Source organism: Lacrimispora xylanolytica (assembly GCF_026723765.1).
In the GTDB taxonomy this organism is placed as follows: Bacteria; Bacillota; Clostridia; order Lachnospirales; family Lachnospiraceae; genus Lacrimispora; species Lacrimispora xylanolytica.
On sequence record NZ_CP113524.1, the window covers coordinates 2,687,130 to 2,713,536 of the forward strand.

Genomic DNA, 26,407 nt, shown 5'->3' on the forward strand with positions numbered 1-26,407 from the left:
TATGTAACATGACCCAATTTCCATTAAAACAAAAAATCAGGAGCATGGTAAAATTATCTCCATGCTCCTGATGTCAGACAGTCATAACTGTATTAATCCAGTTCTACTGCTCCTGTATAAAGTTGGTAATAACGGCCTTTTTGAGCCAATAAATCCTCATGATCTCCCCGCTCAATGATCTCACCATTTTCCAGCACCATAATGGCATCGGAATTTCGAACGGTTGACAAACGGTGAGCTATGATAAAGGTGGTCCGATCGGCCATCAACCGGTCCATTCCTGTTTCAATATGCTTTTCTGTTCTGGTATCTACAGAACTGGTAGCTTCGTCAAGGATAAGAATCGGTGCCTTCGAAATAGCAGCCCTTGCTATGTTTAAAAGCTGCCTCTGTCCCTGGCTTAAATTTGCTCCATCTCCCTCTAGCACCGTGTCGAAACCGGAGGGAAGCCGCATGATAAAGGAATAAGCGGAAGCTGTTTTTGCAGCTTCGATGACTTCTTCATCGGTGGCATCCAGTCTTCCGTAGCGGATATTTTCCATAACAGTTCCGGTAAATAAATGAGTGTCCTGGAGAACCATGGCAATATTCTGTCGCAGATTCTCCTTTTTTAAATGACGGATATTCTTGCCGTCAATGGTGATTTCACCACCCTGAATATCGTAAAATCGGTTAACCAGATTGGTGATGGTAGTTTTTCCAGCTCCCGTCGATCCTACAAAGGCAATCTTCTGGCCGGGTTTTGCATAAAGACTGATGTCTTTTAGTATCACCTTATCCGGGTTATATCCGAAGGTAACGTTCTTTAACTCTACAAAACCTTTCATTGGCTCCAGAACCTCAGCATCCTTATCATCTTCTGGTTCCGGCTCTTCATCCATGATGGCAAACACACGCTCTGCTCCTGCAAGTGCAGAGAAAACATTGCTGAGCTGCATGGATATTTCATTGATTGGACGGCTGAATTGTCTGGAGAAGGATAAAAATACGGTGAGACCACCCACATCAAAGCCACGGAGCACGCATAAGAGTCCGCCTACGCATGCAGTCAGGGTATAGTTAAGCTGGCTTAAATTTCCCATAACAGGCATAATGACTCCGCCGAAAAACTGAGCATGTATCATGTTATTTCTTAAATCTTCGTTTAAAATTTCAAATTCTTCTTCCGCCACATCCTCATGACAGAACACCTTTACTACCTTCTGGCCGCTGATTGTCTCTTCAATATATCCGTTTACAGCTCCTAAAGAAGCCTGCTGGGCTGAGAAGTATTTCTGGCTCCTCATTGCGATTGCCTTACCCGCATTGATCATAATGGGAACAAGGACAACCGTTACAAGGGTCAGCCAGATATTGGTATATATCATAAGAAGCAGAGTTCCTACAATACTAAGCGCTCCTGAAAAAAGCTGAACCAGGGTAGAGCTTAACATCTGTCCAATGGTATCCACATCGTTGCTGAAACGGCTGATGAGATCACCATTGTTATTGGTGTCATAAAACCGTACCGGCAATGTCTGCATTTTACCAAAAAGATCTTCTCTTATTTTCTGCAATGCATTCTGGGCAACGGTCAGCATAAGCCTGGCCTGTACATAGTTTGCCGCTACACCGATCAGCATCACTGCTGCCATTAACAGAATTCCTCTTAACAGACCTGGTACATCACCTGGGCTTCCATCGGTTGGTGCAATGAACTGATTAATAATAGGCCTTAGCATGTAGGCTCCTGAAAGCTGTGCCAGGGTTCCAACTACAACGGCAAAAAGAGCCGCACCCATTCTGATTTTGAATTCATTTAAATAGGACAGGAGTCGTTTGATGGTTGCTTTTGTATTCTTAGGCGTTCCAGTCTTCATCATTTTTTTCCCGCCCATGCCGCCTTTATGTTTTGCAGGAGGCAGAGAACGTCCATAACGCCGCTTTAAACTTTCAACTCTTTGTGCATTATCCATTTATGCGCCCACCTCCTTTTTCCGGTCTCTCTGGGAAAAGTAAATCTCCTGATATGCCTCACAAGACTTCATTAAGTCATCGTGTGAACCCATGCCAACGATTTCCCCTTCATCTAACACAATTATCTTATCTGCTTTTTCTACGGAACCAATTCTTTGAGCTATAATAAACTTTGTCGTATCCTTTAAAGTAGTCTGAAAGCATTCGCGTATTTTAGCTTCTGTTGCCGTGTCCACTGCAGAGGTGCTGTCATCTAAAATGAGTATTTTAGGTCTTTTTAACAGGGCTCTAGCAATACAAAGCCTTTGTTTTTGTCCGCCGGATACATTGGAGCCGCCTTGCCCAAGATCGGTCTCATAACCATCTTTAAAGTTTGTAATAAACCCGTTGGCCTGGGCGCTTTCAGCCATCTCTATAATATCTTCCATGGTGGCACTCTCGTCTCCCCACCTTAAGTTCTCTTCTATGGTACCTGAGAATAAGACATTCTGCTGTAAAACCATGGCAACACTTTCTCTTAGATTTCTAAGAGAATAATCCTTCACATCGATGCCATCCACCAGTACTTTACCCTCATCAGCGTCATAAAGCCTTGGAATCATCTGCACCAGAGACGTTTTACCGCTTCCTGTGGACCCGATAATACCAATAGTCTCCCCCGGTTCTGCAGTAAAACTTATTTTCTTTAAGACCATATCTTCCTTACCTTTAAGATACTGGAAGCTCACATCCCTAAATTCGACTCTGCCCTCTGTTACGGTAGCAGCTTTATATGCTGCGTCTTCATCAGATAAATCAATCTCTGTACTTAGAACTTCATTGACACGTTTTAAGGATGCCATGGCGCGTGAAGCCTGTAAAAATACCATGGACAGCATCATAAGGGACATTAATATCTGTACAATATAAATTGTAAATGCAGTTAAATCACCTACCGGCATCTTACCTGCAATAATTAAATTTCCCCCATACCAAACAACGGCGATGGTCGTGATATTCATAGCCAGCATCATGACCGGAAAAGCTGTAATTACAACCTGCATGGCTGCAAGGCTGCCTTCCTTTAAATCCCGGTTGGTATCGCTGAATTTTTCTTTTTCAAAATCTTCCCGAACAAATGATTTGATGACCCGGACATTGGTAAGGGCTTCCTGTACACCAGAATTTAACCGGTCGATTTTCTTTTGCATTGCCTGGAAGCGGGGATATGCCACTGTTAATATAATGGCAATCGCAATCAAAAGAAGGGGAATTACCACAAGCAGTATCATCACCAGCTGACGGTTCATTAAATATGCCATAATCAGACCGCCGATCAGCATACCAGGTGCACGAAACAAAAGACGAAGGCTCATCATGATTACATTCTGTATCTGCTGAATGTCATTGGTCAACCTGGTAATCAGTGATCCTGTGCTGAAATCATCAATATTCTTAAAGGAAAACTGCTGGACCTTATGAAAGATGTCCCTTCTCAAATCCGTACTAAAGCTAATGGAGGCCTTAGCAGAAAAATAAGCTCCTCCGATTCCTCCCAAAGCCATCACTGCCGCAATACCTACCATGATGGCTCCTGCCCGCATGATATAACCGATATCCCTGCCGGCAACCCCATTGTTGATGATCATAGAAGTGAGCTTAGGAAGTATAATTTCTCCCAAGACCTCTGTAAGCATCAAGATGGGAGCCAGTATAAATGCCGCAAGATAGGGTTTTATATATTTCCAATATTTCTTCAAGCAATCAATCCTCTCTTTCTGTCATATCCTTATCCATAGGAATTTCAGTTAAATTTTTGTAAATTCGATTCATAAATTGTTCCATGACAGTCAATTCATCTTCTGAAAAATCATGAAACATCTGGGACTCTACGTTCTTAAAAAATTCTCTGCTGATCTTGACCATATGCCTGCCTTCTTCTGTCAGGCAAAGTTTGTTGATACGATTATCATTCTGATCAACAATCCGGGTAATATATCCTCCCTTTTCCAACTTCTTTACTGTCACCGCTATGGTGGCAGTTGATACATACAGGCGCTCGGCCAGCTCCTTTTGTGATAGATTGGTATGGTCTGCCAGTATCATTAATATCTGATGCTGGCTGCGATATACACCGGTATATTTTAAACGCATCTCCAGAATGCAGCGGTGCAGTTTCATGATCTTCATATAGCTGTGCATTACACTTCTCCGCTTGGAATGAGGGTTTTCGATGTGTTCGTCCTCAGTTCCGCCTACTGGTTTCATTTGATCCTCCCCTTTCCGTTAGCTGATTAATAATTAGCTAATTAACTATATCAGAGTATAGCACTGTCTATATTTATTTGCAACTGTTTATTTACTGGAAAATAAATGAAAATTTTTATCAGTTTTTGTCACTATTACCTATATAGAGTCATTCTGACTTGCCATAGATCTATCATTCCCAGAATTTTAAAGTATGATGTTATTAAGTCATTTGGATGTTTTAAGAATTTCCTATAAAGACATGATTTTGAAACATTTGAAAGAACAAATGATATGTATGCCTTGTCCTGCTTATTTATAGAATCACAAAAATAAAAGGGGAATGTACGGTCATCCTGAAAGATAAACATACTATTCCCCTTTTAATAGTTTTAATGCCTCTATTTCTGTAATCACTTCATAGCAGTCGAATTCCGGAGCATCCGGATAAAAGTATCCAAGGGAGAGGCCGCGTCTAACCCATGAGCCTTGCTCATAACCAAAGAACTGCCTTCCTTCCTGCTTAATTACAGTTCCCTGGTTTTCATAATCGGTCAATTTCAAAAATCTGATTTCATTCATGAGTTTTCACCTTTTCTATGCCCTTCGGAATTTCCATAGAATCAGAGAGTTCAAACATCTTGTCACCCAATTCTATGTACTCTTTACTGCTTACATCTCTCATAGGCCTTTGTTTTTCGTATAGTTCATGCATCTTCCCATTTTTTATCTCAAAACTCTCAGGAGTGTGGTACTGGAGTTCAAAGGTCAGTCCATCAGGGGACCGCATAATGGTATTGATTCCATTGTAGGGATTCTGCCTGTCAAGCCAGTAGTTTTTAATCTCAACCGTATTATAACCTGAATCTGTGTACAGCTCAATCACTTTTGAGATTTTTTCTACCAGTTCTTCTCCGGAGGCGGTATAGGTATATCTTAAGATATCCTTTACCTCATATCTGCTTGCCTTTGGTCCGCTTTTTCTCCGAATTTTCTTTAGATAAGATTTTCTTGATTTGATCCTGCATTCAGTCCCTGCCATGCTCATCCCAGCTTCTCTGGCTGCTTTTGAGACTTGCTTTGTGATTTCAGGCTCCTTTTTAATGGTTCGGTTGTAATATAAGATTCCTTTCATTTGGGCTGCAATACTCCCTCTTTCCTTTGATGATTCTCTGTAATGGCTACACATCATGATATCCAGTGAACATTTATGCAACTTTTTTTCTCTTCGCATTGCTTTGTAATTCCTTTGGCATTTTTATCATATGATTCAGAATATGCAGGAAATTCGAAAATGTGAAAAGTATTTTAAATTTATAACAACAAAGGCCTTAGAGTATAGATTCTTTCAATATAAAAACCGCAAGCGAATTATGATATGTCCGCTTACGGTTTTTTGTACATCCTATCTTTTAAATATCTTCTTTTATTTTATTTTCATTATAATGCTTCCTGCAAAGAGAAACATACTTATCATTTGCTCCCAGAAGTATCTGTTCCCCATTTCTAAGAATGTTTCCATTCTGATCGAGCCTGGCGTTCATAATTGCATTATTGCCGCACCAGCAGGCAGTCTTTAATTCCTCCACCTCATCGGCCAGCTCTAAGAGGCGAGTGGATCCAGGAAAGAGATGGGAAGTAAAATCAGTTCTAAGCCCATAACAAAATACGGTGATATTATAATTGTCAACAATGTATGCTAAAAAATCAATGTCTGATTCCATAAGAAATTGAGCTTCATCTACTATAATTACATCATATCCCTTTATTACTTCCGGTTCAAAGCCCTTAAGCTGGGAAAATAAGATGCACTCAGCCTCAAGTCCTACTCTTGACTTGATCTTTTTAATATCATCACGGGTTTCGATGTCTGGCTTTATCAGTAATGCCTTTTTCCCCTTTTCTATGAAATTGTATCTGGTCATCAGCGCATTGGCCGTCTTTGAACTTCCCATTGCACCATATTTAAAATATAATTTTGCCACCTTTTCCTCCTTATGCCATCTCTTTTGAAGTAAAATTCTACGTTTTATCCCCTAATATCTTCTTATGTAGTTTAACGCCTGAGCCTAGCCGAATTTTCTAACAGCCTGGCGATTCTGGATTTACTGAAATTGACTTTCACCAATCGCCTCATAAATTCAAAAAGGGGGTAAGACAATCTGACGTAGTAATAATTAATATATTCTAAAATGGAAAAGATGTAAACAGCTATGCCAAATATTAACCTCTTTTCCGTAACTTCTGCACCAAGGAGGACTACAATGTATGCGATTAAAATACCTCCGTCAATGATACGAAATAAGCGGTATATGTTTGCTATCGGCTCCATATTAAGTGCTCTTCCATTGATTCCCCATAGAGTGATACCCCAAAATATACTTCCCTGTATCAGTATGATGCTGCAGCATAAAATAGGATAAAAGGCCACCATTGAAAATGAGAGTTGAAATTTTCGAATCCAGATCATATACAAAATCAAAAAAGAGATTCCAGAAAAGCCTTCCAAAATAATAAGTTCCTTTAACTCATTTTTTACGTTCAACGATTAAACCTCCTTTCAATCAAAGATTATACCATGAATACCATAGAATCGTAAGCATCTGACTCATTTTATATAATTCCACTTGTAATTACATACTTTCTCTGTAATCGCACATACTTAAATTGCGAGGTGATGATATGAAACTTATGTATCTCTTACAAATTATTTTTCGTTGCACTTTACTTGCTTTAGCCGTATATCATGGGGCAAAACGAGAAGCCAGATTCATGAAATCGGCTCTTCTTGTGTTTGCCATGACCTTTCTGCCTGCACTGATTCATGTTATCTTACGTGTGGAAATAGATTCGTTCAGCATACTTATTTATCTGGTCATCCTGTTTATGACTTTATATCTTGGTGGCTCCTTAGGTTATTATGACAGATTCAGCTGGTGGGACCGCATCACTCATTTTCTCTCCGGAGCAGCATTCGTAGGCTTTGGAATCGCCACAATTCGTGCAGGGTCTGATATAACAAAAATACTTGTCATTTTATTTGGATTTAATTTTTCCATCACACTTCACGTCTTTTGGGAAGTGTTGGAATACGTAAGCGATTGTGTCCTCCACGGAAATGCTCAACGATGGCAGAAATTTCATATTAATAAAAACCATGTATCTAATATTCACTTATCAGAGAAGGCAATTCAGCCTGCCGGACTGGTGGATACGATGAACGATTTTAACTGTTGTATAGTTGGCGCTGTATTGGCCTCGGCGGTCTGGTGGTTTTTCTTATAAATAACCGATTGACTTTTATTGTGCATTATGATATAATCCATTTGTATTTTAAATAAAGTTTTGATTTCGCATATATTTGTAAGTCATTATTTATTGATGATTTACAAGTATATGCGATTTTTTTATCTTCGCAGAAATACATTATAATTTTAAGGAGGTATCTTTTATGAAAAAAGGTACAGTTAAATGGTTTAACGCACAAAAGGGATTCGGCTTTATCTGTGATGAAGAAGGAAACGATGTATTCGTTCATTTCTCTGGTCTCGCTATGGAAGGTTTTAAGTCTTTAGAAGATGGTCAGTCAGTTGTATTTGAAACTACCCAGGGCAATCGTGGCCTTCAGGCTGTTAATGTTCACATCGCATAATCTCTCACCTATTTTAATTCATCACATCTAACTTATTTATCTTGTTCAAAATACCAAATTGATAAGTGAATATGTTTCAAGACTGATTATTAAATAGTCAGAGCAATGTTAATAATTACAGCTAAGTCAGCAGGGTTTATATCCATATTCCTTGCTGACTCAACCTAAAAATAACATATTAATGGTATCATAATATAAACTATGGGCTAACATGTTAGCTGGTAGTCTTTTTGCGTCCTTCTATTTGTTGGTACATGTTAAGAAATATTGAATCATAGGGCCAACTTTTTCTTTTTTCTCTATTTTAAAATAATCCCGGATGTATTGCTCAAATTCTTCCGGTGATAAATCATACTTATCTTCTCTACCTAAATACGCTTCAATCTTCATGGTAATTGAGAATTCAGGAGACCCTAAGTCTGGAACGTCCAGAACGAATTTTCCGTCAGGCTTTATAATCCTGTGCGCCTCCAAAATCACTTTCTCCACAAAATCTTTTTCAAAGTACTCCAGGGAACCAATACACGCTCCAATATCAAAAAAGCTTGTTTCAAATGGAGTTTGATGCATGCTGCAGCATTGAAAGGAACCTACTGATAACTGTTTTTTTTCAGTGAGCTTCTGCAATAATTCAATGGTCTTACTGCTTATATCTACCCCATGATAGGTGGAGGGCCAATCTTTATATCCGCCATACAAAAAATTCAAGCAACAGCCAAGATCAATAAAATTCATTTTGCTGGACGGAGATAAAAAATCAACGATTTCCGTACGGCTGCTGTCTGAGAGGCCTACTTCTTGTCTCATTTTTAGAAACAGCTCATATTCAGGATCTTTTGTTATGTATTCCGGAAAATTCTCATAAGAGTCAATGCCTTTTCTCCCAAGTTCAATGCCTTTATCATAAGATGCCGCCACTAATTCTAACTGCTTGTTCACTATATTTTCCCCCTTATTACATTTTGTTTTATGATTGATTTAGAATACCATATTTCCCCAGACAGTCAAATTTCCATATCTAAAAATATTTACTATAAGAATCCGAGGGAAAAGGAGTTTCCAGCCCCAGTACTCTTGGCCATAGTTTGGCATCATCTATTACAAATCCCATTATCATTCCCATATGTGTATGAAGATGGCGGTGCTGCGCTAATATTAAAGTAAATCTGATTGCTCCATATACTTCCTCACCGGGATTATTTGTAGATGGTTACGCTTAATCGTCTTTTAAACGGGTAGTGTTTGCAATGTATAAAAACCATGTAATACATGTGGTTAACAACGCCAGTGATATGATCGCTGTAAGAATACTATATGTCTGCCAGACAAGTATCATCGACCACCTATTTCCGATTAGCAGAGGAATAACCCAAATCAATACTGTAACTACCAGACAACTGGCGGTTGTTATTATGCCATTTTGGGTCATTTTCTGATGATAGTACTTATTCTTTCTATACAATCCTAAAAAGAAGAACAGGCCGGCAAACAGACAGCATATAATTGTGGCTAATGACAAAGCGATATCAAGCAACTGCGAGCTGCTGATTTTATAGGTTTGAGACTGTTTCCCCTCTAATATTTCTTCTACTTGCATCACAAGATTGGTGTTCGTATTTACACCATTGGTCAACAGGCATACGGCGATGTTTTTCTTTGGCAAGAGTAACACTTTCGTGGAGAAATTGGGGTTGCCTCCCGGGTGCTCCAAATAAGATTGGTCGGAATTTACATACCAGCCCGCCCCATAAAACATACCGTTATCATCCGTGACTGACAGATTTCCTTGATGGGATTTTTTGATTACCTTATGAAATACTTCAGGTATATCCTCCACCGCTCCCATCTGTATGTTCATCCAGCGTGCCATATCTTTGGTGCAGGAAATGATATAACCCGCTGGCTTATTTCCTGCAAAATCCGGCGCATCGTACGGAACTGTAATGAAGAATGACGAGCGGTAGCCCTGTGCCAATTCTCCGGTGGCTTCGGCCTCTGTCTTATAAACATATGTTTGATGTAAACCTAATGGTTGAAGCACTTGTTCTTTCATGTAATCTTCGTAGCTCTGACCCGAAACGGTTTCCATAACCAGTCCCAACACGTCATAATTAACAGTTCCATATCGACACTGCTCGCCAGGAGAAAATGACAACTCAGCTCCTGAAAGCATTTCCACTGTCTTACGCAGCATATCCGGCGTGTTCCCTTGTGGAATGTATTGACTGTGACCGCTATTCGTTAAACCGCTGGTATGGTGCAGAAAGTCATTGAGTGTAATATTTTGCATATCAATGGGCCTCCCCTGATACTTTAACGTAAACCAAGGTAAATACTTTTGAATGGAATCGCTCATTGACAGCATCCCTTTTTCTTCCATCAGTAAAATCCCCATACCAGTAAAGGCTTTACTGACCGAAGCAAGCTCATAGAGAGTATTTTCACTGGCAAGCAATCTCTTTTCACGGTCCGCGTACCCGGATGAAAAATAGAATACCTCATTATTTTCCAGTATTGTCATTGACATTCCCGGAACACCGGATATACGGCAGGCATCATTAAGCAATGTTTGTATGGAATCAGATTCGGAATCCGACAATGCGTAACTTATCATTGGGAATTTCGAGATAAGAATAAGTGCTGTCATTATAAGAATAATAATTTTTTTCATAGACTCTCCGTTTTAGAAAATTAACATTTAATCCAGTATCGATGTGTGATTTTCCCATTGTAAGGAACTTCATTTTCCAATATTGCTCCATTCTTTTTCATTGTTGCAATGGAGGCTAAGTTATCACTATCGACGGTTAGAAGAACCTTATCTAATCCGATTTTTCTGGCTTCAAACAATGCCAGCCTTAACATTTCAGCGGCATAACCTTTTTTTCGTTCTGATTTTCGGACACAATATCCGATATTTCCATAATATAGATACATCTCTTTTTTTAGATTATACCTAACATTAATCATTCCAATTAACTTTCCATCACACTCTCTTATAGCCATGAACTCATAAGAAGGGGCTTTTCCTGGTTCTACTGTTTCTTCCCTTTGATTATTATGTACTTTTAAAAGCCATTCCTCAATATTACTCATTGACTGTAAGTTCTCTGTGCCGTATAAGGTATCACCGCTTTTACAAAACTCTTCTTTGAATTCCAGTATCTTATCCTTATATTCTTCGGACGGCAACACCAGAAATAGTTCAGATTGATTCATATGATTCTTTACCTCCAATACGCCCATCTCCATTCTAATTATTATCTTTATTATAGATTTGGCAGAGTAATTTTACAAGTTAATTAAACAGCAAAAAATAATCCGAATATTTTTTTCAAATTCAATACTAAGTTACATTATCTCTAACTATATTTATATTTTTTTTTACTTATCATATTGCTACTACTTTATAAAGAAAACACCTATCGACCATAAATCGACAGGTGTTTTCTTTAGCATTGTATTTGCTTATAATATTAAATCAGGAATAAAAAAACCAAATTATTTTGCTGCCCATATTTCAATTTCTAATTTTATCTCTTCTAATCCTAAGGCATTAACATAAGCAACCGTCATAGAAGGATAAGGCGTACCAAAAAAATCATCATAAACCTTATAAAAATAATTCCAGTCTATTGCTTCAGTTGACCATATATTGACCTTGACCACATGATCTGGGATGAGATCTATACTCTTTAATAAATTGGATATATTTAAAAATGTATTATTTACTTGCTGATTAAACTCATCAGGAAAGTTACCATCTAAATCCGCTCCGACTTGTCCGGAAAAAGTGTAAAATGTTGCATTTGGCTCAATTTTTGTTATATGAGTATAATTCCCTACTGCTTTACTCACTCCTGAGGAATCTAGTCTACTAACTACATTATTGTTCACTTTAATAATCCTTTCTGTTTAGGGATAAAATAATTTCTACCATTATATATTGCACATAATATATAATTATCCGTTGATAGAAATTTATTTATCAAAAACAGAGATGGAATTTTTATGATGTTCAATACTTCTTGAACATAAGAATTGTATCATTCCGCCACCTCCCACGCCCCCATTGTATCGATTAATAAGGGCTTTGTCAAGTTGTGTTCTAGAACCAGTAATAGGTTAATTTTTATATCTTAGGTTTTGCAGCTTCTAATTGCTTTTGTTTGATTTCATGCCGGATGTCATTATCGATCTCGTTCAAATCTTTGACCGTTGAACTTGTATAACCCTGATAGTCAAACTGTAAAGCTCTATATTCTTCGCCTTGTAAAATAAAAAAAGTTAAACTAAAACTGGATTCCGTGAAATCATATTTATAACCATCAGACGTAGAAGATGCCTTGGAGAATACATAATATCGATATCCATCGTGATCAATTTCACAAATTTTTGATAAATCCTTATTCAATTGATTTTTGTCATTTGATATTTTTCCATAAACAAATAAATCTTCATCAAACCCAAGTAAGGCTTCATCATCCATTTCACTAATATTAACCTTAGCAATTACGTAAGGTGTATAAGTATCATTATCATCTGATTTTTCCTGATACAGTTCACATGATAAATACGGAAGAGTATACTTCTTGTATTCCATGTCATATGGAAAACTTCTCAAAGTAAATGTGACTCTCTTATCTTCCTCGTAAAACGTAGCTTCGCCCATGGATTCAGCTATAATTTGTGATACCTTGCTATCTTTTGAACAGCCTGTGATGCAAATAACACCTAGAGTCAGTGCTATTGTTAAAAGGTACTTTTTCATCGTACGCCCCCTAATAATAAATTTCCCGTGTGATATCACGTGACACTTATAGGTTTTATTATGCTCTATTTGGTAAATTGTTTCAACTAATAAAAAAAGAGCCCCTGGAAATAGGAGCATTTTCAAATGATACAACACGTAAATTAAAAAAGCCTAGCATATGCTAGACTTTTTTTAGTGGAGCAGACGGGAGTTGAACCCGTGTCCAAAAACCAATTCCCTGTTCTTCTACTATCATAGTCAGTCTATTGACATTCCCTCCGCTGCACGGGAACTGACACCCTTACAGCTTCAGTAGCTTCATAATACGTCCGTGTACTCAAAGCTTTGTACACGTCGTTTCTCACATAGTCGATGCCGGGATCTTAAAGTGTGAGTGCCTTAAGGCCGACAAGCAGCTTACGCTGCTAAAGCTAATTTATTATTGTTAGCGTTTATATTTAGGTTTGCCATTTGACGCATCGCATACGGATAGCTTCACCAGCTGCATAGCCCCTGTCGAAACCAGTACTGCCCCTGACTGGTACTCTCTACAGAGTATTATCATATTAACACGAAAAAAAATGTTTGTCAAGGTCAGTACTTTTGCTGGATTCAATCTCCTGTTATAAGTCATCGATGAGCGCACTGCTCTTTGCGTATGCGGTACTTCTGGCTTCGAAGAAGTCTGTTTTAATCAGATTGGCGTTGCTGTACTGGCTGACCCAGGACATGCTTTCCGGCTCTCTTTCATGGCCTTCATATACGGGGTCCCAGCCGAGGCTATGGCATCGTAAATTCCCAAGATACTTGATATAATCCGTAATCATCTGAGATGTCAGGCCAGGCACCTCATCTCCAATGGCATAACAGCCCCATTCGATTTCCTGCTCACAGCCCTCACGAATCATGTTTCGGTAGATTTCCACACATTCCTTAGTAAAAAGCTGGGGTTCTTCTTTTTTCAGTTCCAGTATCATACTGCGAAACAGCCACAAATGAGTATTCTCATCCCGGTTGATATAACGGATTTCCTGAGAAGAGCCTGTCATCTTTTGATTTCTTCCTAAATTATAAAAGAACATGAAACCGCTGTAGAAATAGATTCCCTCCAGTATAAAATTGGCAATCACTACCTTTAAAAAAGCAAAAGGACTTTTGTCATTTTGAAATTCGTTATAAAGATTCCCGATAAAAGTATTGCGTTTCAGCAGATAGGGATCGCTTTTCCACTGATATAACACTTCATTTCTTGTCTGTGGCTCACAGATGGTATCAAGCATGTAGCTGTAGCTTTGACTGTGAACCGCCTCCTGAAAGGTCTGAATGGAAAGGCAGAGGTTGATTTCATTTGCAGTCACATACTCTCCGATGGCCGGTAGATTTGCCGTCTGTATGCTGTCTAAAAACACCAGAAATGACAATATCTTATCGTAAGCTCTCCGCTCTGACTTACTAAGCAGGGGATAGTCCTTGGTATCTCTGCCTAAATTGATTTCTTCGGGTATCCAGAAATTATTCATGGCCTGTCGGTACCAGTCACTTACCCAGGAGTATTTCATATTGTTAAAATCATTGAGATTTGTGGTATTGCCGTTAATCATTCGGCGGTTCCTTACATCAATATCACCGTCCGGATTAAACAAAGGCCGTTTCTTTAATTGTTCCATAAAGGTTTTACCAACTCCTTTTCCTTTTTCTTTGTCTGCTTAGATTGATACATTAACTGGAGCAGGCTTCACATTCCTCTACTTCCAGACTCTTGGATCTTACATAATAGATGGTCTTTACCCCGGATTCCCAGGCCAGAATGTAAAGATTTAACACCTGGCGCAGGGTGTAATCGTTGGTAATGTAAAGATTCATGCTTTGGGCCTGGTCCACATGCCTCTGGCGGACACCAGCGGCCCGAATGGACCATTTCTGATCGATTAAGTGAGCATTTTTATATCTCCAAAATGTTTCAGGTGTCAAGTCAGGGGCCACACGGGGAACAAGGCCATGTTTCTTTTCTTCCAGATAGTAACGGCTCATAACAGGATCAAGGCCTGCTGTCGTGCCGGCGATCATGCTGGTACTGCTGGTGGGCGCAATCGCCATTAACCAGCCATTTCTCATACCAGAGGAAGCAACCCTTTTACGCAGGTGTTCCCATTCTGGTGAATCATAGCGGCGTTTGGAAAAATAGGCTCCTGTCTGCCAGTCACTGCCATCAAACCTTTCATAGCTGCCCTTCTCCGCCGCAAAATCACTGCTGGCTTCAATCGCAGCAAAATTAATGGTCTCAAAAATGCGGTCTGCAAACTTAAGATGGTCTTCTGACTCCCATGCAATCTGATTCTTTGCCAGCATGTGGTGATATCCGCTTACCCCAAGGCCAATGGGACGATAACGAAGATTGTTAAGCTTTGCATAAGGCACTGGAAAGAAATTTAAATCAATGACATTGTCAAGGGCTCTCACTGCACTTCTGGTAAGCTGAGTCAGCTCTTGCGGGTCACTTAGATCAATATTACCAAGGGAGAGGCTGGCCAGGTTACATACCACAAAATCTCCAGGTTTTGTAACCGTAACCACTACCGTTTCTCCGTTGATGGTCTCGTAGCGCTGCTCAATTTCTTCTACTCCACTCATATTTTGAGCAATTTCCGTACAGAGGTTGCTGCAATAAATGATTCCGCTGTGTCCATTTGGATTGGCTTCATTTACAATATCCCGGTTAAAGGCAAATGGAGTTCCTGTCTCTACCGCACTTTTCAATATAAGGCGGATTATATCTTTGATAGGAATGACCCGTTTCTGAATGCGGCTGTCACTTATACAGTCCAAGTACCGTTCCTCCCAAAGAGCGCCATAGGAGTCCTCCAGTGACCAGCCCTTTACAGATAGAATCTCGTGGGGGCACATAAGATGCCAGTCCCCTTCTATATTCTCCTTTACCATCTTCCAGAAGAGATTGGGATAGCAGACAGCTGGAAAAACATCATGGGCCTTCATACGGTCATCTCCATTGTTGGTCCTGATGGCCAGAAACTCCGGCAGATCTTTATGCCAGGCATCCAGATATACGGCTACCGCTCCCTGACGTACCCCTAACTGATCTACCGCTACCGCAGTGTCATTGGCAAGCTTGATCCAGCGAATCACCCCGCCTGCTGCTCCCTTAAACCCACGAATGGTACTTCCTGCCGCACGAACCTTACCGAAATAAAGGCCCATGCCACCTCCAAATTTACTTACTTTAGCAAAGCTGTCTATACTCCGGTATATTCCGTCAAGGCTGTCCGGTACTGTGTCAATAAAACAGGAAGAAAGCTGATGATAAGGCTTTCTGGCGTTGGATAGTGTTGGAGTTGCCATGGTCACTTTTAAAGAGCTGAGCATATCGTAAAAGCGTTTTACCCAAGCCTCCCGGTCGCTCTTCTCTTCCATAGCCAGATGCATGGCGATGCCCATAAACATCTCCTGGGGCGTTTCCATGGGGACATTCTGGCGACTTCTGATTACATACCGGCTAAGAAGAAGCTCCAGCCCAGAGTAATTAAGGCAATGATTTCTTGACGGATCTATGTACGCCTCATAGCGGTCAATTTCATTCTTAGTGTAATGTTTTAGTATATAATCCCCGTAAAGCTCTTCCTTTGTTAGAACACATATCTTCTGGTAAAAGCTTTCAATCTTCTGCAGCTTCAGCTCTTTTTTCAGGCCCAGCTCAAATTGTAGCATTAATAGCCTGGCACTAATGTATTCCCAGTCGGGTGCTTCCTGTGTGGTCAGCTCCACGGCTGCCTGAATAAGCACTTTAAACCGGTCAGAAATGGTTTCCTCCCCTTTATAAAATGCCATAAATTTATCATATAAATGAACAAGGCCATAGGATGGGTCCTGCCACTTTTCCTCGATGCCCTTTAGCACTGCTAAAAGCTCCGGCACATCTTGAAATAATTGTAAAAGCTCTTTGTTTTTGTCTCTTATATCCATAGATCATTCCCGCCATTCTGTCATATATAAATTAATACCAATAACTGTTATCAGATGTACTATAAGAATATACCACAAGATATAGTTTAATTCAACTATCCAATCACAAAATGTTCCATTTTAATTCCAATTCTTCAAACAGGGATTCTACTGCATTTTTATAATCCAGCAGGTTCTGGGACTTACGGATCTTTTTAGCATGCTTATCCCCTTCTAAAAAAATCTGTATCATATAGGCCCAAAGCTCCTTCATTTTAAACAGGACATTTCTATCCCCGGAAATGATTTCTACATACCCGGACAACACCTCATCATGGAAGGCCTTTAATCGTTTTTTATCTGGCTTGTCCCCACGTTTAAAGTCTCCTGCCAGTCCAGGATTCACAATCAATCCTCTTCCCATCATGACCCGGTCAATGGAAGGGAAGTCCCTGATAAACGTTTCATATTCTCTGGTCACAGATAAATTGCCATTATAACAAAGGGGATTTTTACTGGAAATGAGAGCTTCTTTAAATACTAAGAGGTTCGGCTCATTTCTATAAAAATCTTTTTGGACTCTGGGATGAATAATCAGCTCGCTTAAGGGATATTTATTAAAGATTTCCATTAGATGGGAAAACTCATCGGGATGGTCTTTTCCAATTCTTGTTTTGATGGAAATTTTTATATCAAGAGCTGCAAAAATCTCTTCCAGAAAATGATCCAGTTTATCCGGCTCACCAATAAAACCGGAGCCTTTGCCTTTTGACACAACCGTTGCAGACGGACAGCCTAAGTTTAAATTAACCTCCTGGTAGCCGTACTGTTTCAGTTCTCCTGCTGCCCATACAAAGTCTTCCCACTTATTCGTTAGAATCTGAGGAATGACTTCCAGACCCTGATTGTGCTCCGGCAGAAAATCATTTTTCTCTCTGGAAGAGAACACCCGGTGCTGGGTCGGCACGATAAAAGGGGTAAAATATACATCTATGTCCTTAAAATACTTACGGTGGGCATTCCGGTAAATGTAACCGGTAATCCCCTCCATAGGTGCGAAATAATATTTCATTTTATAAGCCTCTCTCTCCTGCTTTTTTTCAACGATTCCATTTTATCATAACAGGGAAAGAAATCAAAGAAGACCATTTACAAATTCTTTCCAGTAGTGCTATAATATGAGATAAAATGCTAATATTCGGGAGGATCTGTCATGATCAATTTTAAAAACGTATTAACGGCCTCTGCCAGTGCCTTATTACTGGCAACTATTATCTCCACTGCCGCCATTACTACCGCATATGCGGAAGAAGAAACAGGGCCAGCGTTTGCTCCTCCAATTACAAAAATAAGCGGACCGGAAATCGGGCCAGGCGCTAACCGTTCATCGAAGCTGGTGGTGGTTTTAGATCCAGGCCACGGCAAAGTTGACGGACATTATTCCGGTTGCAATTTTGAATATAACGGAACCAAGTATTACGAAGATGAAATCAATATGAAAATTTCTACCTATACAAAAAAATACTTAGAAGAGAATACGGACTATGCAGTCTATTTAACAAAGGACAGCGTGGAGAAAACCGTTCCATTAGAGCAAAGAGCTGCATTTGCGGCTTCTGTCCATGCGGATCTCTTTGTCAGTCAGCATGTGGATTCAGCTCCGGGCAATGGAGTAACTAAAAATGCCTATGGAGTAAGCTCCATGGCACCGAAAACAGGCCGCTTCAACAACGAACTTGCCCTTCAGTCCCAGGAAGCCGCCAATACCATTTTAGGACAGCTCAGCTCTATAGGGCTTCATAACAGAGGTCTGATCCTTAGAGATTCTCAAAATGGAACCATGTTTCCAGACGGAAGCCTGGCGGATTACTATGCAATTCCTCGTTACTCCCAGATGTATGGCATCAGAGGATTTATCATTGAGCACGGATTTATTAATCACACCAGCGATTTGACCTTGTATCTCTCCACGGAAGAGTCTTATAAAGCCCTTGGAGAAGCAGATGCCAAGGGAATTATAGAATATTTAAAGAAAGCCGGTAAGTCAACCTTTACCACAACGACAGAAGCTGCACAAGTACCTCCAGTTGAGGGAGCACCCGCAAGCGTACCTGCAGGACCAGCTGCTTAAGCACCACAAACAGACAACCAAAACTCATAATCTAAGCCCCTCTGCATAATATATAGCATATACTTTGCTAAATTGGCAGGGGGGTTGATTTTGTCCAAAATTCTAGATAATGGTTACTACGACTTAATGATCACTACAGCTCTGGCTCCCACTTATGATACGGGTGACAACATTACATATTTGAACCGTCAAAACTCGCTGCTCCATATTCCCATTGGAACCCCAAACCCCTGTGATTTAGGACGGCATTCATCCAGCAGTTTCCCGGCTTTGTATACCCAAACTTCCACGGTCAGCCTTGAAAAATCCGGTGTTACTACAGTTCAGAACAATCCTGACCTTGCTCTTTTTGGAAGCGGAGTGTTAGTGGCCGTTATTGATACGGGCATTGATTACAGGCATAAAGCATTTAGAAACAGCGATGGAACCACACGAATTGTTTCCATCTGGGATCAGACCATACAGACCGGCACCATTCCTGAAGAATTTACTTTTGGATCTGAATATAGCAGAGAAGTGATTAATACTGCCTTAAGTTCAGAAGATCCTCTTTCCATTGTTCCAACAACAGATACCAATGGGCATGGTACAGCGATCGCAAGCATTTTGGCTGGAAGCCCTGATGAAGAGCAGGACTTTAGGGGAGTTGCTCCGCAGGCGGAATATATTATCATAAAGCTTAAGGAAGCGAAGGAAAGCCTAAAAACTATCTTCTTTGTGCCTCAGGATAAGAAATGTTATCAGGAGTCTGATCTTATTCTTGGCACTCGCTATGCTGTAACTGTTGCGGCTCGCTACAATCGTCCCGTTGTCATATGCATTGCCATGGGCAGCAGCCAGGGAGGGCATACAGGCAGAGGGCCAATCAGTGATTATCTGGACCACCTTACACTTCTTCCAGGCACTGGAGTCTCTGTATCTGCTGGGAATGAAGGAAATGATCAGAGGCATTATTTTAATTCCACTGCCGCTCCTCCGTTCTATAATGATGTGGAACTTAGAATCGGAGAGGATGACACCATGTTCTCCATGGAAATCTGGTCCTTTTCTCCAGCCAGGCTTACCATTGATATATCTTCTCCAAACCGCGAATCCACACAGCCCATTTTTCCCACGTTGAACCAATGCAGGAGATTTACCTTCATATTCAACCAAACTGCAATCTATGTAAATAACACGATCTTTGAAGAAAAAACCGGAGATCAAATGATTCTACTTCGTTTCAGTAACCCTCTTCCCGGCATCTGGTATCTACGCATTCAGGCAACTGATAATGAGCCCTTTTCGTTTCATTCCTGGCTCCCTGCCGGAGACCTTATATCAAACGGAACCTTTTTCTTAAACTCTAACCCGGATACGACCATTACTTCGCCTGGAAATACAAGACACACCTTGGCGGTCACTGCCTATAATCAAAATAACGATAGCATTCTTCCTACCTCCAGCAGAGGTTATACAAGAACCGGCCAGATCAAGCCAGATATTGCAGCACCAGGGTATCAGCTTACATGTGCTGTACCAGGAAATCTATACGGCACAGCCACAGGTACAGGCGCTGCTGCTGCCCATGCTGCAGGAATTCTTGCCATGGTCTTTGAATGGGCTATTGTAAGAGGAAATTATTTAAGAATGACCGGAAATGATGCCAATCGTCTTATGATAAGCGGAGCGGTCCGCAATCCTGCCTACTCATATCCCAATAATATCTGGGGATACGGTCAGGTAGAGGTAAATCGTCTGTTTGAACGGCTTTTAGCCCCCTAATTAATACAAAAAATAAAACCTTCAAGTCAGCTGACTGCTCATCAACTGCTTGAAGGTTTTATCTTTATTCTTCTACTACGAACATATCTTTACCTACACCACAAACTGGGCAAACCCAATCATCTGGAATATCCTCAAATGCTGTACCTGGCTCGATTCCGGAATCTGGATCACCGATTTCAGGATCATATACATATCCGCATGGCTCACAAACATACTTTGCCATTCTAGTCACCTCCTTTATTCACAATGTGTATCATTTATAGCATATTATACCATTTTTATCAATAGGTTTATACATTTTTTCATGGACACACTGTTTATAAGAAGTCTTCCCTCATAGGAGTGAAAATATCAACCAGGATTCCTTTTTCTAAACAAACGCAGCCATGGACGATGCCATCCTGCTTTAACAGGGTGTCTCCGACCTTTACAACTTTTGTCTCTTCCCCAATGGTAAACTCAAAAACTCCGCTTGCCACATAAGTGATCTGAGTGTGGGGGTGATGATGAAGCTTACCAATGGCACCCGTTTCAAAGTGATTTTCCACGCACATCATCTCATCGCAATATGCCAGTAACTTTCGCTCCACACCTTCTGAAGCCTGCTCGCCCCTGATTTCCTCATTAAATACCCATTTCTGTCCCTTTTCCGGTTTTCTCATTACGATCTCCTTATTCCCAGCCCTTCCAAATCTCTGGTTGATACCCCACGGTTGCCATCTTTCCATTCCTTACAATAGGGGTTTTTAAAACCTGCTGGTTTTCCAGAATCTTTTCGTCCTTGTCTTCCTCCGCGGTGTACTTAATGAGAAGAAGGGTATCCTGATCCCGGCAATCGGTGCAAAGCAAGGCATCCCTGCCTCCTACTGCCTGTCTCACACTTTGATATTCCCCTTTGCTCAAACCCTTTTCCTTTAAGTCTATGAACTGGTATTTGACGCCCCGCTCTTTAAAATACCGCTCCGCCTTTTTGGTGTCAAAGCATTTTCTGGTTCCAAAGATTTGTATATTCATGGTCTGTCTGCCTTTCAAACATGTTCTGATTCATGTCCTATTTTAGCACAGAGAATCATCAAATTCAATGAGAGGACTCTAAATATTCATGCAGCGTCCGACGCACTGCACCTGGTCCGGCAATCATCTTATGAAGCATTGTTTCTATTTTATCGGAAAGCCCAGCGTTTACAAGGTCGGTGCCAAAAAGTACGGGATTTGAAAGGACTCCTTGTAATCCATCTTTCATGGAATCTGGCTCCCCAAATTTTATATCCTTTAACTGCTCTTTCAGCTCAGGAAGCATAGGATCGCTGCTGATTTCCATGGTATTTCCTTCGTCATCCACTTCCAGAAGATAGCGAAGCCAGCCGGCAATGGCAAGAGGAATGGCTGTTAAATCATCCACATTCAACGTCTCATCCTCCATATAGGCTTTAATGGTCTCACCAAAGCGGATGGGGATCTTCTGGCTGGTATCCGTAGCAATTCTCTGAGGAGTATCTGGAATAAATGGATTGGGAAGTCGATACTCAATGACCTCTTTTAAGAAATCCACTGGCTTTAAGATACCAGGATTAGTCACTACCGGCATACCCTCCACATATCCAATCCGCTCAACAAGGGCTTTTAAGTCCTCATCCTTCATCTCTGCTGCAATGCTGTTGTATCCAAGAAGACAGCCGTATACAGCTAATGCCGTATGAAGTGGATTTAAACAGGTAGTAACCTTCATTCGCTCTGTTTTGTTCACCGTATCCCGGTCAGTCATATAGACCCCAGCCTTTTCAAGGGCAGGTCTGCCAGCTGGAAAACGGTCTTCTACTACAAGATACTGTGGAACCTCTGCATTCACGAAAGGAGCAATATAGGTGTTCTTGCTGGTGATAACAGGTGCCATATCCTCAATTCCGTCTGCTTTCAGTGCCTTTTCTACTACTTCAGCCGGTCTTGGTGTGATTTTATCAATCATGGACCATGGATAGGATACTTTGGATTCATCCTCTGCCCATGCCTTAAACTCTGTTGGTGCAAAGCCTGCTTTTACCCATGCTTCTGCAATCGTTACCACGCTGGATTTCAGTTTTTCACCATTATGGCTGCAATTATCCATGCTCACAAGGGCAAGGGGATAGCCGCCTGCCTGATAACGTTTTAAAAGAAGGGCTGTTACTACGCTCATGGCGTGAGATGCTTTTTCCGGTCCTTCCTCCATATCCTTTTTCACAAATGGGAAAAATTCGCCTTTAAAGTCAGTAAGGGCATAGCCTTTTTCTGTTATGGTAAAGCTTACCATCTGAAGAGACGGCTTTTCAAAGGCTTTGACCAGATAACCAAAATCTTCTGAATTTTTAGTATCCGCTTTCACCCCTTTTGCAATGCTGGCGATTACCTCCCGCTCCATGGTGCCATCGGGCTTTAAACGCACCATCATGGTCATGTTGTCGTAAGGGTGGTATATTTTATCAATGATATCAAAATCAAAGGTATCTGCTGCAATGATACCGGTCTCTTCCAGTCCTTCTTCTAAAAGACGCTGCTGCAGTTCTGCAATAAAACCTCTGAAAATATTACCTGCACCAAAATGGATCCATCTTGGCGCCTCCTCCGTAGCCTGTACCATACGATCCCAATCGTACTCAGGGAGCTTTACGGAAATCTGTTCAAAGGCTTCCCGGTTCTTTAGACATGAACGATTCAGCTTCATAATATATTCCTCCTATCTTTTGTTTTTATGGGATTTGTCAATGGCTTCCCATAATCCCAGCAGGTAATTTGCTCCGATCGCCCGGTCATAAAGGCCATAGCCTGGACGGGCCTGCTCTCCCCAAATCATTCGTCCATGATCAGGCCGGATATATCCCTCAAATCCAGATTCATAAAGAGCGTTTACAATCTCATACATATCCAGATCGCCGCAGGAAGAAAGATGTGCCGCTTCGTCAAAATCCTTTTCGGAAATATGCTTTACATTGCGAAGATGGGCAAAATGAATCCGCTTCATTCCGCCGAATTCTCTCATCATTGCCGGCAAATCATTGCTTAGATCGCTTCCCAAGCTTCCTGTACATAAGGTGAGTCCGTTATATGGGCTTTCATTTAATGAAAGGAAGGTGCGGATGTTCTCTGCATTTGTTATGACTTTTGGAAGTCCGTACAGCGGCCAGGGCGGATCGTCGGGATGAATGGCCATCTTAATATCGTATTTCTCCGCATAAGGAATGACTGCATCCAGAAAATACTTCATATTATCCCAATACTGCTCTCTTGTCATGCTCTGATAGAATTCAATGTCCTGAGCCATGGCATGAAGACGTTCCGGTTCCCAGCCCGGCAGAGAATAGCCTCTTGCTTTTCCTTCCATGGCTTTTGCCATCTTTTCCGGATTCATCTGAAGCACTTCTTCATGGCGGTAGGCCATGACGCTGCTTCCGTCTTCCGTCACATAGGACAAATCACTTCTAGCCCAGTCCATGACCGGCATGAAGTTATAGCAAAGGCATTTCACCCCTACATCTCTTAGATGCTCCAGGGTCTTTTGATAGGCTTCAATGTACTTATCCCTGGTGGGCAGGCCCTTTTTAATATCTTCATGGATGTTTACACTTTCAATTACCTCCATCTCAAGACCAGCCTCATGAATCTCATCTCTCAGGGACTTAAGTATCGGAAGCGGCCAGACCTCTCCTACCGGTATCTTTGGAAGGCAGGTGGCTACACCCGAAACACCTGGGGTCTGACGGATCTGGGCCAGAGTAACGCTGTCATCCCCAAAAGGGAACCAACGCATGATCATTTTCATGGTCTATATCCTCCATTTCTAACATAGATTTTATAACTTGTCTTAAGTATATAACTTGTATACTAGTATTTCAATCTTTATTTTAAATAAATTTTAAAATAATTTTTATCTAACCTGCACAAATTGGAATGGGTACAAAAAACGGTAATAGAAGGAATGTTCCTTTTATTACCGCATTCATTTTTAGTATGGGAAAAATTACTTAAAATATCCAGGATACTCGTTTCGCAATGCTTCTTCATCAAATTTATATCTGGACAGATGCTTTTCCATTAAGCGTTTTGCCTCTTCTCCATTTTTCGCAGCGATCGCCTCTACGATTTCCCAGTGGTCAGAGATTGTCTTTAGATCCTTAACTGCTGACAGGGACATACTGCGCACCCGGTCAAAGTGTATGGTGATGCTGTCCATGAGATGGTAGACCTGATCCTTGCTGGTGATATGAAACAGCATTTGGTGGAATTCATTATCCAGCTCCAAAAGCTTCTGAGGAAAGCGGTTTTCCATATAAAACTCCTGAAGCCTCACGTTCTCGGTAAGAGCAGCGATATCCTGCTCCGTCGCCATACGACAGGCCAGCTCGACCACAGCCCCCTCCAGTACATCCCGCATAAACCGTGCTTCTTCAACCAGCTCATAATCTATAAAAGCAACCGCACTGCCCTTTTGCGGATACACCTCGACGATTTTCACCCGGGAAAGCTCAATCAAAGCTTCCCGCACCGGAGTCCGGGATAAATTCATCTCAGCAGATAATTCATTCTCACTTAACATGCTGCCTGGGATCAGATCCAGGTTAATGATATTCTCCTTTAACATACGAAGAGCGTACTCCCGCCCAGTTTCTTTTACGTTTCGTTCTGTTAGCCTCATTGTCAGCCCCCTTTTTTTTCATCTATTTTAGAATAAGCGAAATGAGGACGGCTGTCAAGCACTGGTATACCAGCTGTTCAAAAGAAAAAGTGCTTCAGGAGCCTGGCTCTCATGCAGCACTTTCTTACGTTTTTATTTACCAGATTTCTTCTGAAATCTCTTTTACCAGTCTTAACTTATTCCACTGATCTTCCTCTGTTAATATATTGCCCTCCTCGGTAGATGCAAAGCCACACTGAGGACTTAAGGCAAGACGCTCAAGAGGAACGTATTTGGAGGCCTTTCTGATCTTTGCAATGATCTCTTGTTTTTCCTCCAGCTTTGGAGATTTTGAAGTAATGAGGCCAAGAACTACCTGCTTGTCACCATCTACATACTTTAAGGGCTCAAAGTCGCCAGAGCGGTCATCGTCATATTCCAAATAATATGCAGATACATGCTCCTCTCCAAATAAGAGGGGCGCAATGGGAGCATATCCGCCGGAAGAAGCCCAGGTAGAGTGATAATTTCCTCTGCACACATGGGTGTTGATGACCAGATCTTCTGGCTGGCCCTCTATGGCAAGATTATTGACTCTGACATACTTTTTAGCTTCCTCTTCCACAGATTTTTTTCCGCTCTGTCTGGCCTCCCAGTATTTTGTATCGCAGAACATTCCCCAGGTGCAATCATCAAACTGTACATTTCTGCATCCTGCCTCATAGAGATCAGCAAGGACAGTCCGGTAAGCTGCCGCAATATCCTGAATCAGACTTTCCTCGTCTTCATAAATGGCTTTGGTTCTTTCCAGATTGTCTCCCCTTTCAAGCTCTGCCAAAAACTGAGCCGGAGCAGGTATGGTCTGCCTGGCTGTTACATTATCATCTTCAAACAGCTTTACAAACTTGAAATGCTCCACAAAGGGATGATTTTCTCCAGAAATTTTTCCTAAAAGGCCTGCGGACTCTCCTCTCGTCACCTCATCGTGAAATGTATAACCATGGGACAGTTCCAGCTTTTCTACGCCTTTAAGCCCCCACATAAAATCAAGATGCCACCAGCTTCTTCGAAATTCTCCATCTGTAATTACGGGAAGTCCAACTTCCTTCTGCTTTTCAATCAGTTCCTTAATGGCTTTGTCTTCCGTTGCTCTTAATTCCTCTGCAGTAACAGTTCCATTTTTAAAACCTTCTCTTGCTTCTTTTAAATACTCCGGTCTTAAGAAGCTTCCAATAATATCAAATTTAAAAGGGGCTCTATTTTTTATCTGACTCATATTTTAATCCTCCATGTTTTCTTCTCTTTCCTAAATAATAT

Annotated in this window: 26 protein-coding genes and 1 other RNA gene; 4 read left to right on the plus strand and 23 right to left on the minus strand. The window is 41.0% G+C overall.

Going from position 1 to position 26,407, the window contains the following annotated elements:
* Nucleotides 1–92 precede the first annotated feature (92 nt).
* The 7 genes from OW255_RS12595 to OW255_RS12625 form a co-directional block, all read right to left on the minus strand.
* Complete coding sequence (locus OW255_RS12595; RefSeq protein ID WP_268114288.1) at nt 93–1,955, minus strand: ABC transporter ATP-binding protein; 1,863 nt, start codon at nt 1,953–1,955, stop codon at nt 93–95.
* Complete coding sequence (locus OW255_RS12600; protein WP_024835585.1) at nt 1,956–3,695, minus strand: ABC transporter ATP-binding protein; 1,740 nt, start codon at nt 3,693–3,695, stop codon at nt 1,956–1,958.
* Between the two features lie 4 nt (nt 3,696–3,699).
* Complete coding sequence (locus OW255_RS12605; protein WP_024835584.1) at nt 3,700–4,203, minus strand: MarR family winged helix-turn-helix transcriptional regulator; 504 nt, start codon at nt 4,201–4,203, stop codon at nt 3,700–3,702.
* A gap of 351 nt (nt 4,204–4,554) precedes the next feature.
* On the minus strand, nt 4,555–4,764 hold the full coding sequence (locus OW255_RS12610) for a hypothetical protein (RefSeq protein ID WP_024835582.1): 210 nt from the start codon (nt 4,762–4,764) through the stop codon (nt 4,555–4,557).
* Nucleotides 4,757–5,317: a hypothetical protein gene (locus tag OW255_RS12615; protein WP_197029645.1), complete on the minus strand. Its 561-nt coding sequence runs from the start codon at nt 5,315–5,317 to the stop codon at nt 4,757–4,759. Before OW255_RS12615 ends, OW255_RS12610 begins: the two co-directional genes overlap by 8 nt.
* A 277-nt stretch (nt 5,318–5,594) precedes the next feature.
* Nucleotides 5,595–6,167 carry a thymidine kinase gene (locus OW255_RS12620; protein ID WP_268114289.1) on the minus strand — a complete coding sequence of 191 codons (573 nt, stop codon included), beginning with the start codon at nt 6,165–6,167 and terminating at the stop codon, nt 5,595–5,597.
* 71 nt (nt 6,168–6,238) lie between these two features.
* Nucleotides 6,239–6,727 carry a hypothetical protein gene (locus OW255_RS12625; RefSeq protein WP_268114290.1) on the minus strand — a complete coding sequence of 163 codons (489 nt, stop codon included), beginning with the start codon at nt 6,725–6,727 and terminating at the stop codon, nt 6,239–6,241.
* Between the two features lie 137 nt (nt 6,728–6,864).
* Here OW255_RS12625 and OW255_RS12630 point away from each other — a divergent pair, with 137 nt between their 5' ends.
* Nucleotides 6,865–7,467 (plus strand): DUF2238 domain-containing protein, encoded by a 603-nt coding sequence (locus OW255_RS12630; protein WP_268114291.1) that lies wholly within the window; start codon nt 6,865–6,867, stop codon nt 7,465–7,467.
* Nucleotides 7,468–7,633: 166 nt separating this feature from the next.
* Nucleotides 7,634–7,834, plus strand: coding sequence for a cold-shock protein (locus OW255_RS12635; RefSeq protein ID WP_024835577.1), 201 nt, complete (start codon nt 7,634–7,636; stop codon nt 7,832–7,834).
* 240 nt (nt 7,835–8,074) lie between these two features.
* Here the strand turns inward: OW255_RS12635 and OW255_RS12640 are convergent, their stop codons facing one another.
* The 9 genes from OW255_RS12640 to OW255_RS12680 form a co-directional block, all read right to left on the minus strand.
* On the minus strand, nt 8,075–8,773 hold the full coding sequence (locus OW255_RS12640) for a class I SAM-dependent methyltransferase (RefSeq protein WP_268114292.1): 699 nt from the start codon (nt 8,771–8,773) through the stop codon (nt 8,075–8,077).
* Between the two features lie 277 nt (nt 8,774–9,050).
* Nucleotides 9,051–10,505, minus strand: coding sequence for a serine hydrolase domain-containing protein (locus OW255_RS12645; RefSeq protein ID WP_268114293.1), 1,455 nt, complete (start codon nt 10,503–10,505; stop codon nt 9,051–9,053).
* 20 nt (nt 10,506–10,525) lie between these two features.
* The gene (locus OW255_RS12650; protein WP_268114294.1) at nt 10,526–11,053 is read right to left on the minus strand and encodes a GNAT family N-acetyltransferase; all 528 of its coding nucleotides are present in this window, start codon (nt 11,051–11,053) and stop codon (nt 10,526–10,528) included.
* 282 nt (nt 11,054–11,335) lie between these two features.
* Entirely contained in the window at nt 11,336–11,731 is a 396-nt protein-coding gene (locus tag OW255_RS12655; RefSeq protein WP_024835572.1) for a RidA family protein, read from the minus strand.
* Between the two features lie 235 nt (nt 11,732–11,966).
* Entirely contained in the window at nt 11,967–12,605 is a 639-nt protein-coding gene (locus tag OW255_RS12660) for a hypothetical protein (protein WP_268114295.1), read from the minus strand.
* 175 nt (nt 12,606–12,780) lie between these two features.
* Nucleotides 12,781–13,122: a transfer-messenger RNA gene (gene ssrA / locus OW255_RS12665) on the minus strand.
* Nucleotides 13,123–13,210: 88 nt separating this feature from the next.
* Nucleotides 13,211–14,254, minus strand: coding sequence for a ribonucleotide-diphosphate reductase subunit beta (locus OW255_RS12670; RefSeq protein WP_024835570.1), 1,044 nt, complete (start codon nt 14,252–14,254; stop codon nt 13,211–13,213).
* A gap of 52 nt (nt 14,255–14,306) precedes the next feature.
* Nucleotides 14,307–16,565 carry a ribonucleoside-diphosphate reductase subunit alpha gene (locus OW255_RS12675; RefSeq protein ID WP_268114296.1) on the minus strand — a complete coding sequence of 753 codons (2,259 nt, stop codon included), beginning with the start codon at nt 16,563–16,565 and terminating at the stop codon, nt 14,307–14,309.
* 103 nt (nt 16,566–16,668) lie between these two features.
* Nucleotides 16,669–17,616, minus strand: a complete 948-nt coding sequence (locus tag OW255_RS12680; RefSeq protein ID WP_268114297.1) for a tRNA dihydrouridine synthase — start codon at nt 17,614–17,616, stop codon at nt 16,669–16,671.
* Between the two features lie 141 nt (nt 17,617–17,757).
* Here OW255_RS12680 and OW255_RS12685 point away from each other — a divergent pair, with 141 nt between their 5' ends.
* A complete protein-coding gene (locus tag OW255_RS12685) occupies nt 17,758–18,675 on the plus strand; it encodes an N-acetylmuramoyl-L-alanine amidase family protein (RefSeq protein ID WP_268114298.1) in 918 nt (305 codons plus the stop codon).
* A 90-nt stretch (nt 18,676–18,765) separates the two neighbouring features.
* On the plus strand, nt 18,766–20,439 hold the full coding sequence (locus tag OW255_RS12690; protein WP_268114299.1) for a S8 family peptidase: 1,674 nt from the start codon (nt 18,766–18,768) through the stop codon (nt 20,437–20,439).
* Nucleotides 20,440–20,503: 64 nt separating this feature from the next.
* On the opposite strand, the gene rd is transcribed toward OW255_RS12690, so the two are convergent.
* The 7 genes from rd to OW255_RS12725 all read right to left on the minus strand — a co-directional run bounded on the left by rd (nt 20,504) and on the right by OW255_RS12725 (nt 26,366).
* Nucleotides 20,504–20,665 (minus strand): rubredoxin, encoded by a 162-nt coding sequence (rd, locus tag OW255_RS12695; protein ID WP_024835565.1) that lies wholly within the window; start codon nt 20,663–20,665, stop codon nt 20,504–20,506.
* Nucleotides 20,666–20,759: 94 nt separating this feature from the next.
* Nucleotides 20,760–21,104, minus strand: a complete 345-nt coding sequence (locus OW255_RS12700) for a cupin domain-containing protein (protein WP_268114300.1) — start codon at nt 21,102–21,104, stop codon at nt 20,760–20,762.
* Between the two features lie 10 nt (nt 21,105–21,114).
* A complete protein-coding gene (locus tag OW255_RS12705; RefSeq protein WP_024835563.1) occupies nt 21,115–21,456 on the minus strand; it encodes an arsenate reductase family protein in 342 nt (113 codons plus the stop codon).
* Nucleotides 21,457–21,520: 64 nt separating this feature from the next.
* Nucleotides 21,521–23,143, minus strand: a complete 1,623-nt coding sequence (locus OW255_RS12710; RefSeq protein WP_024835562.1) for a mannitol dehydrogenase family protein — start codon at nt 23,141–23,143, stop codon at nt 21,521–21,523.
* 12 nt (nt 23,144–23,155) lie between these two features.
* Entirely contained in the window at nt 23,156–24,238 is a 1,083-nt protein-coding gene (gene uxuA / locus OW255_RS12715) for a mannonate dehydratase (RefSeq protein WP_268114301.1), read from the minus strand.
* A 198-nt stretch (nt 24,239–24,436) separates the two neighbouring features.
* On the minus strand, nt 24,437–25,111 hold the full coding sequence (locus OW255_RS12720) for a GntR family transcriptional regulator (protein ID WP_268114302.1): 675 nt from the start codon (nt 25,109–25,111) through the stop codon (nt 24,437–24,439).
* A 136-nt stretch (nt 25,112–25,247) separates the two neighbouring features.
* Nucleotides 25,248–26,366 carry a 5-methyltetrahydropteroyltriglutamate--homocysteine S-methyltransferase gene (locus tag OW255_RS12725; protein ID WP_268114303.1) on the minus strand — a complete coding sequence of 373 codons (1,119 nt, stop codon included), beginning with the start codon at nt 26,364–26,366 and terminating at the stop codon, nt 25,248–25,250.
* Nucleotides 26,367–26,407: the final 41 nt, after the last annotated feature.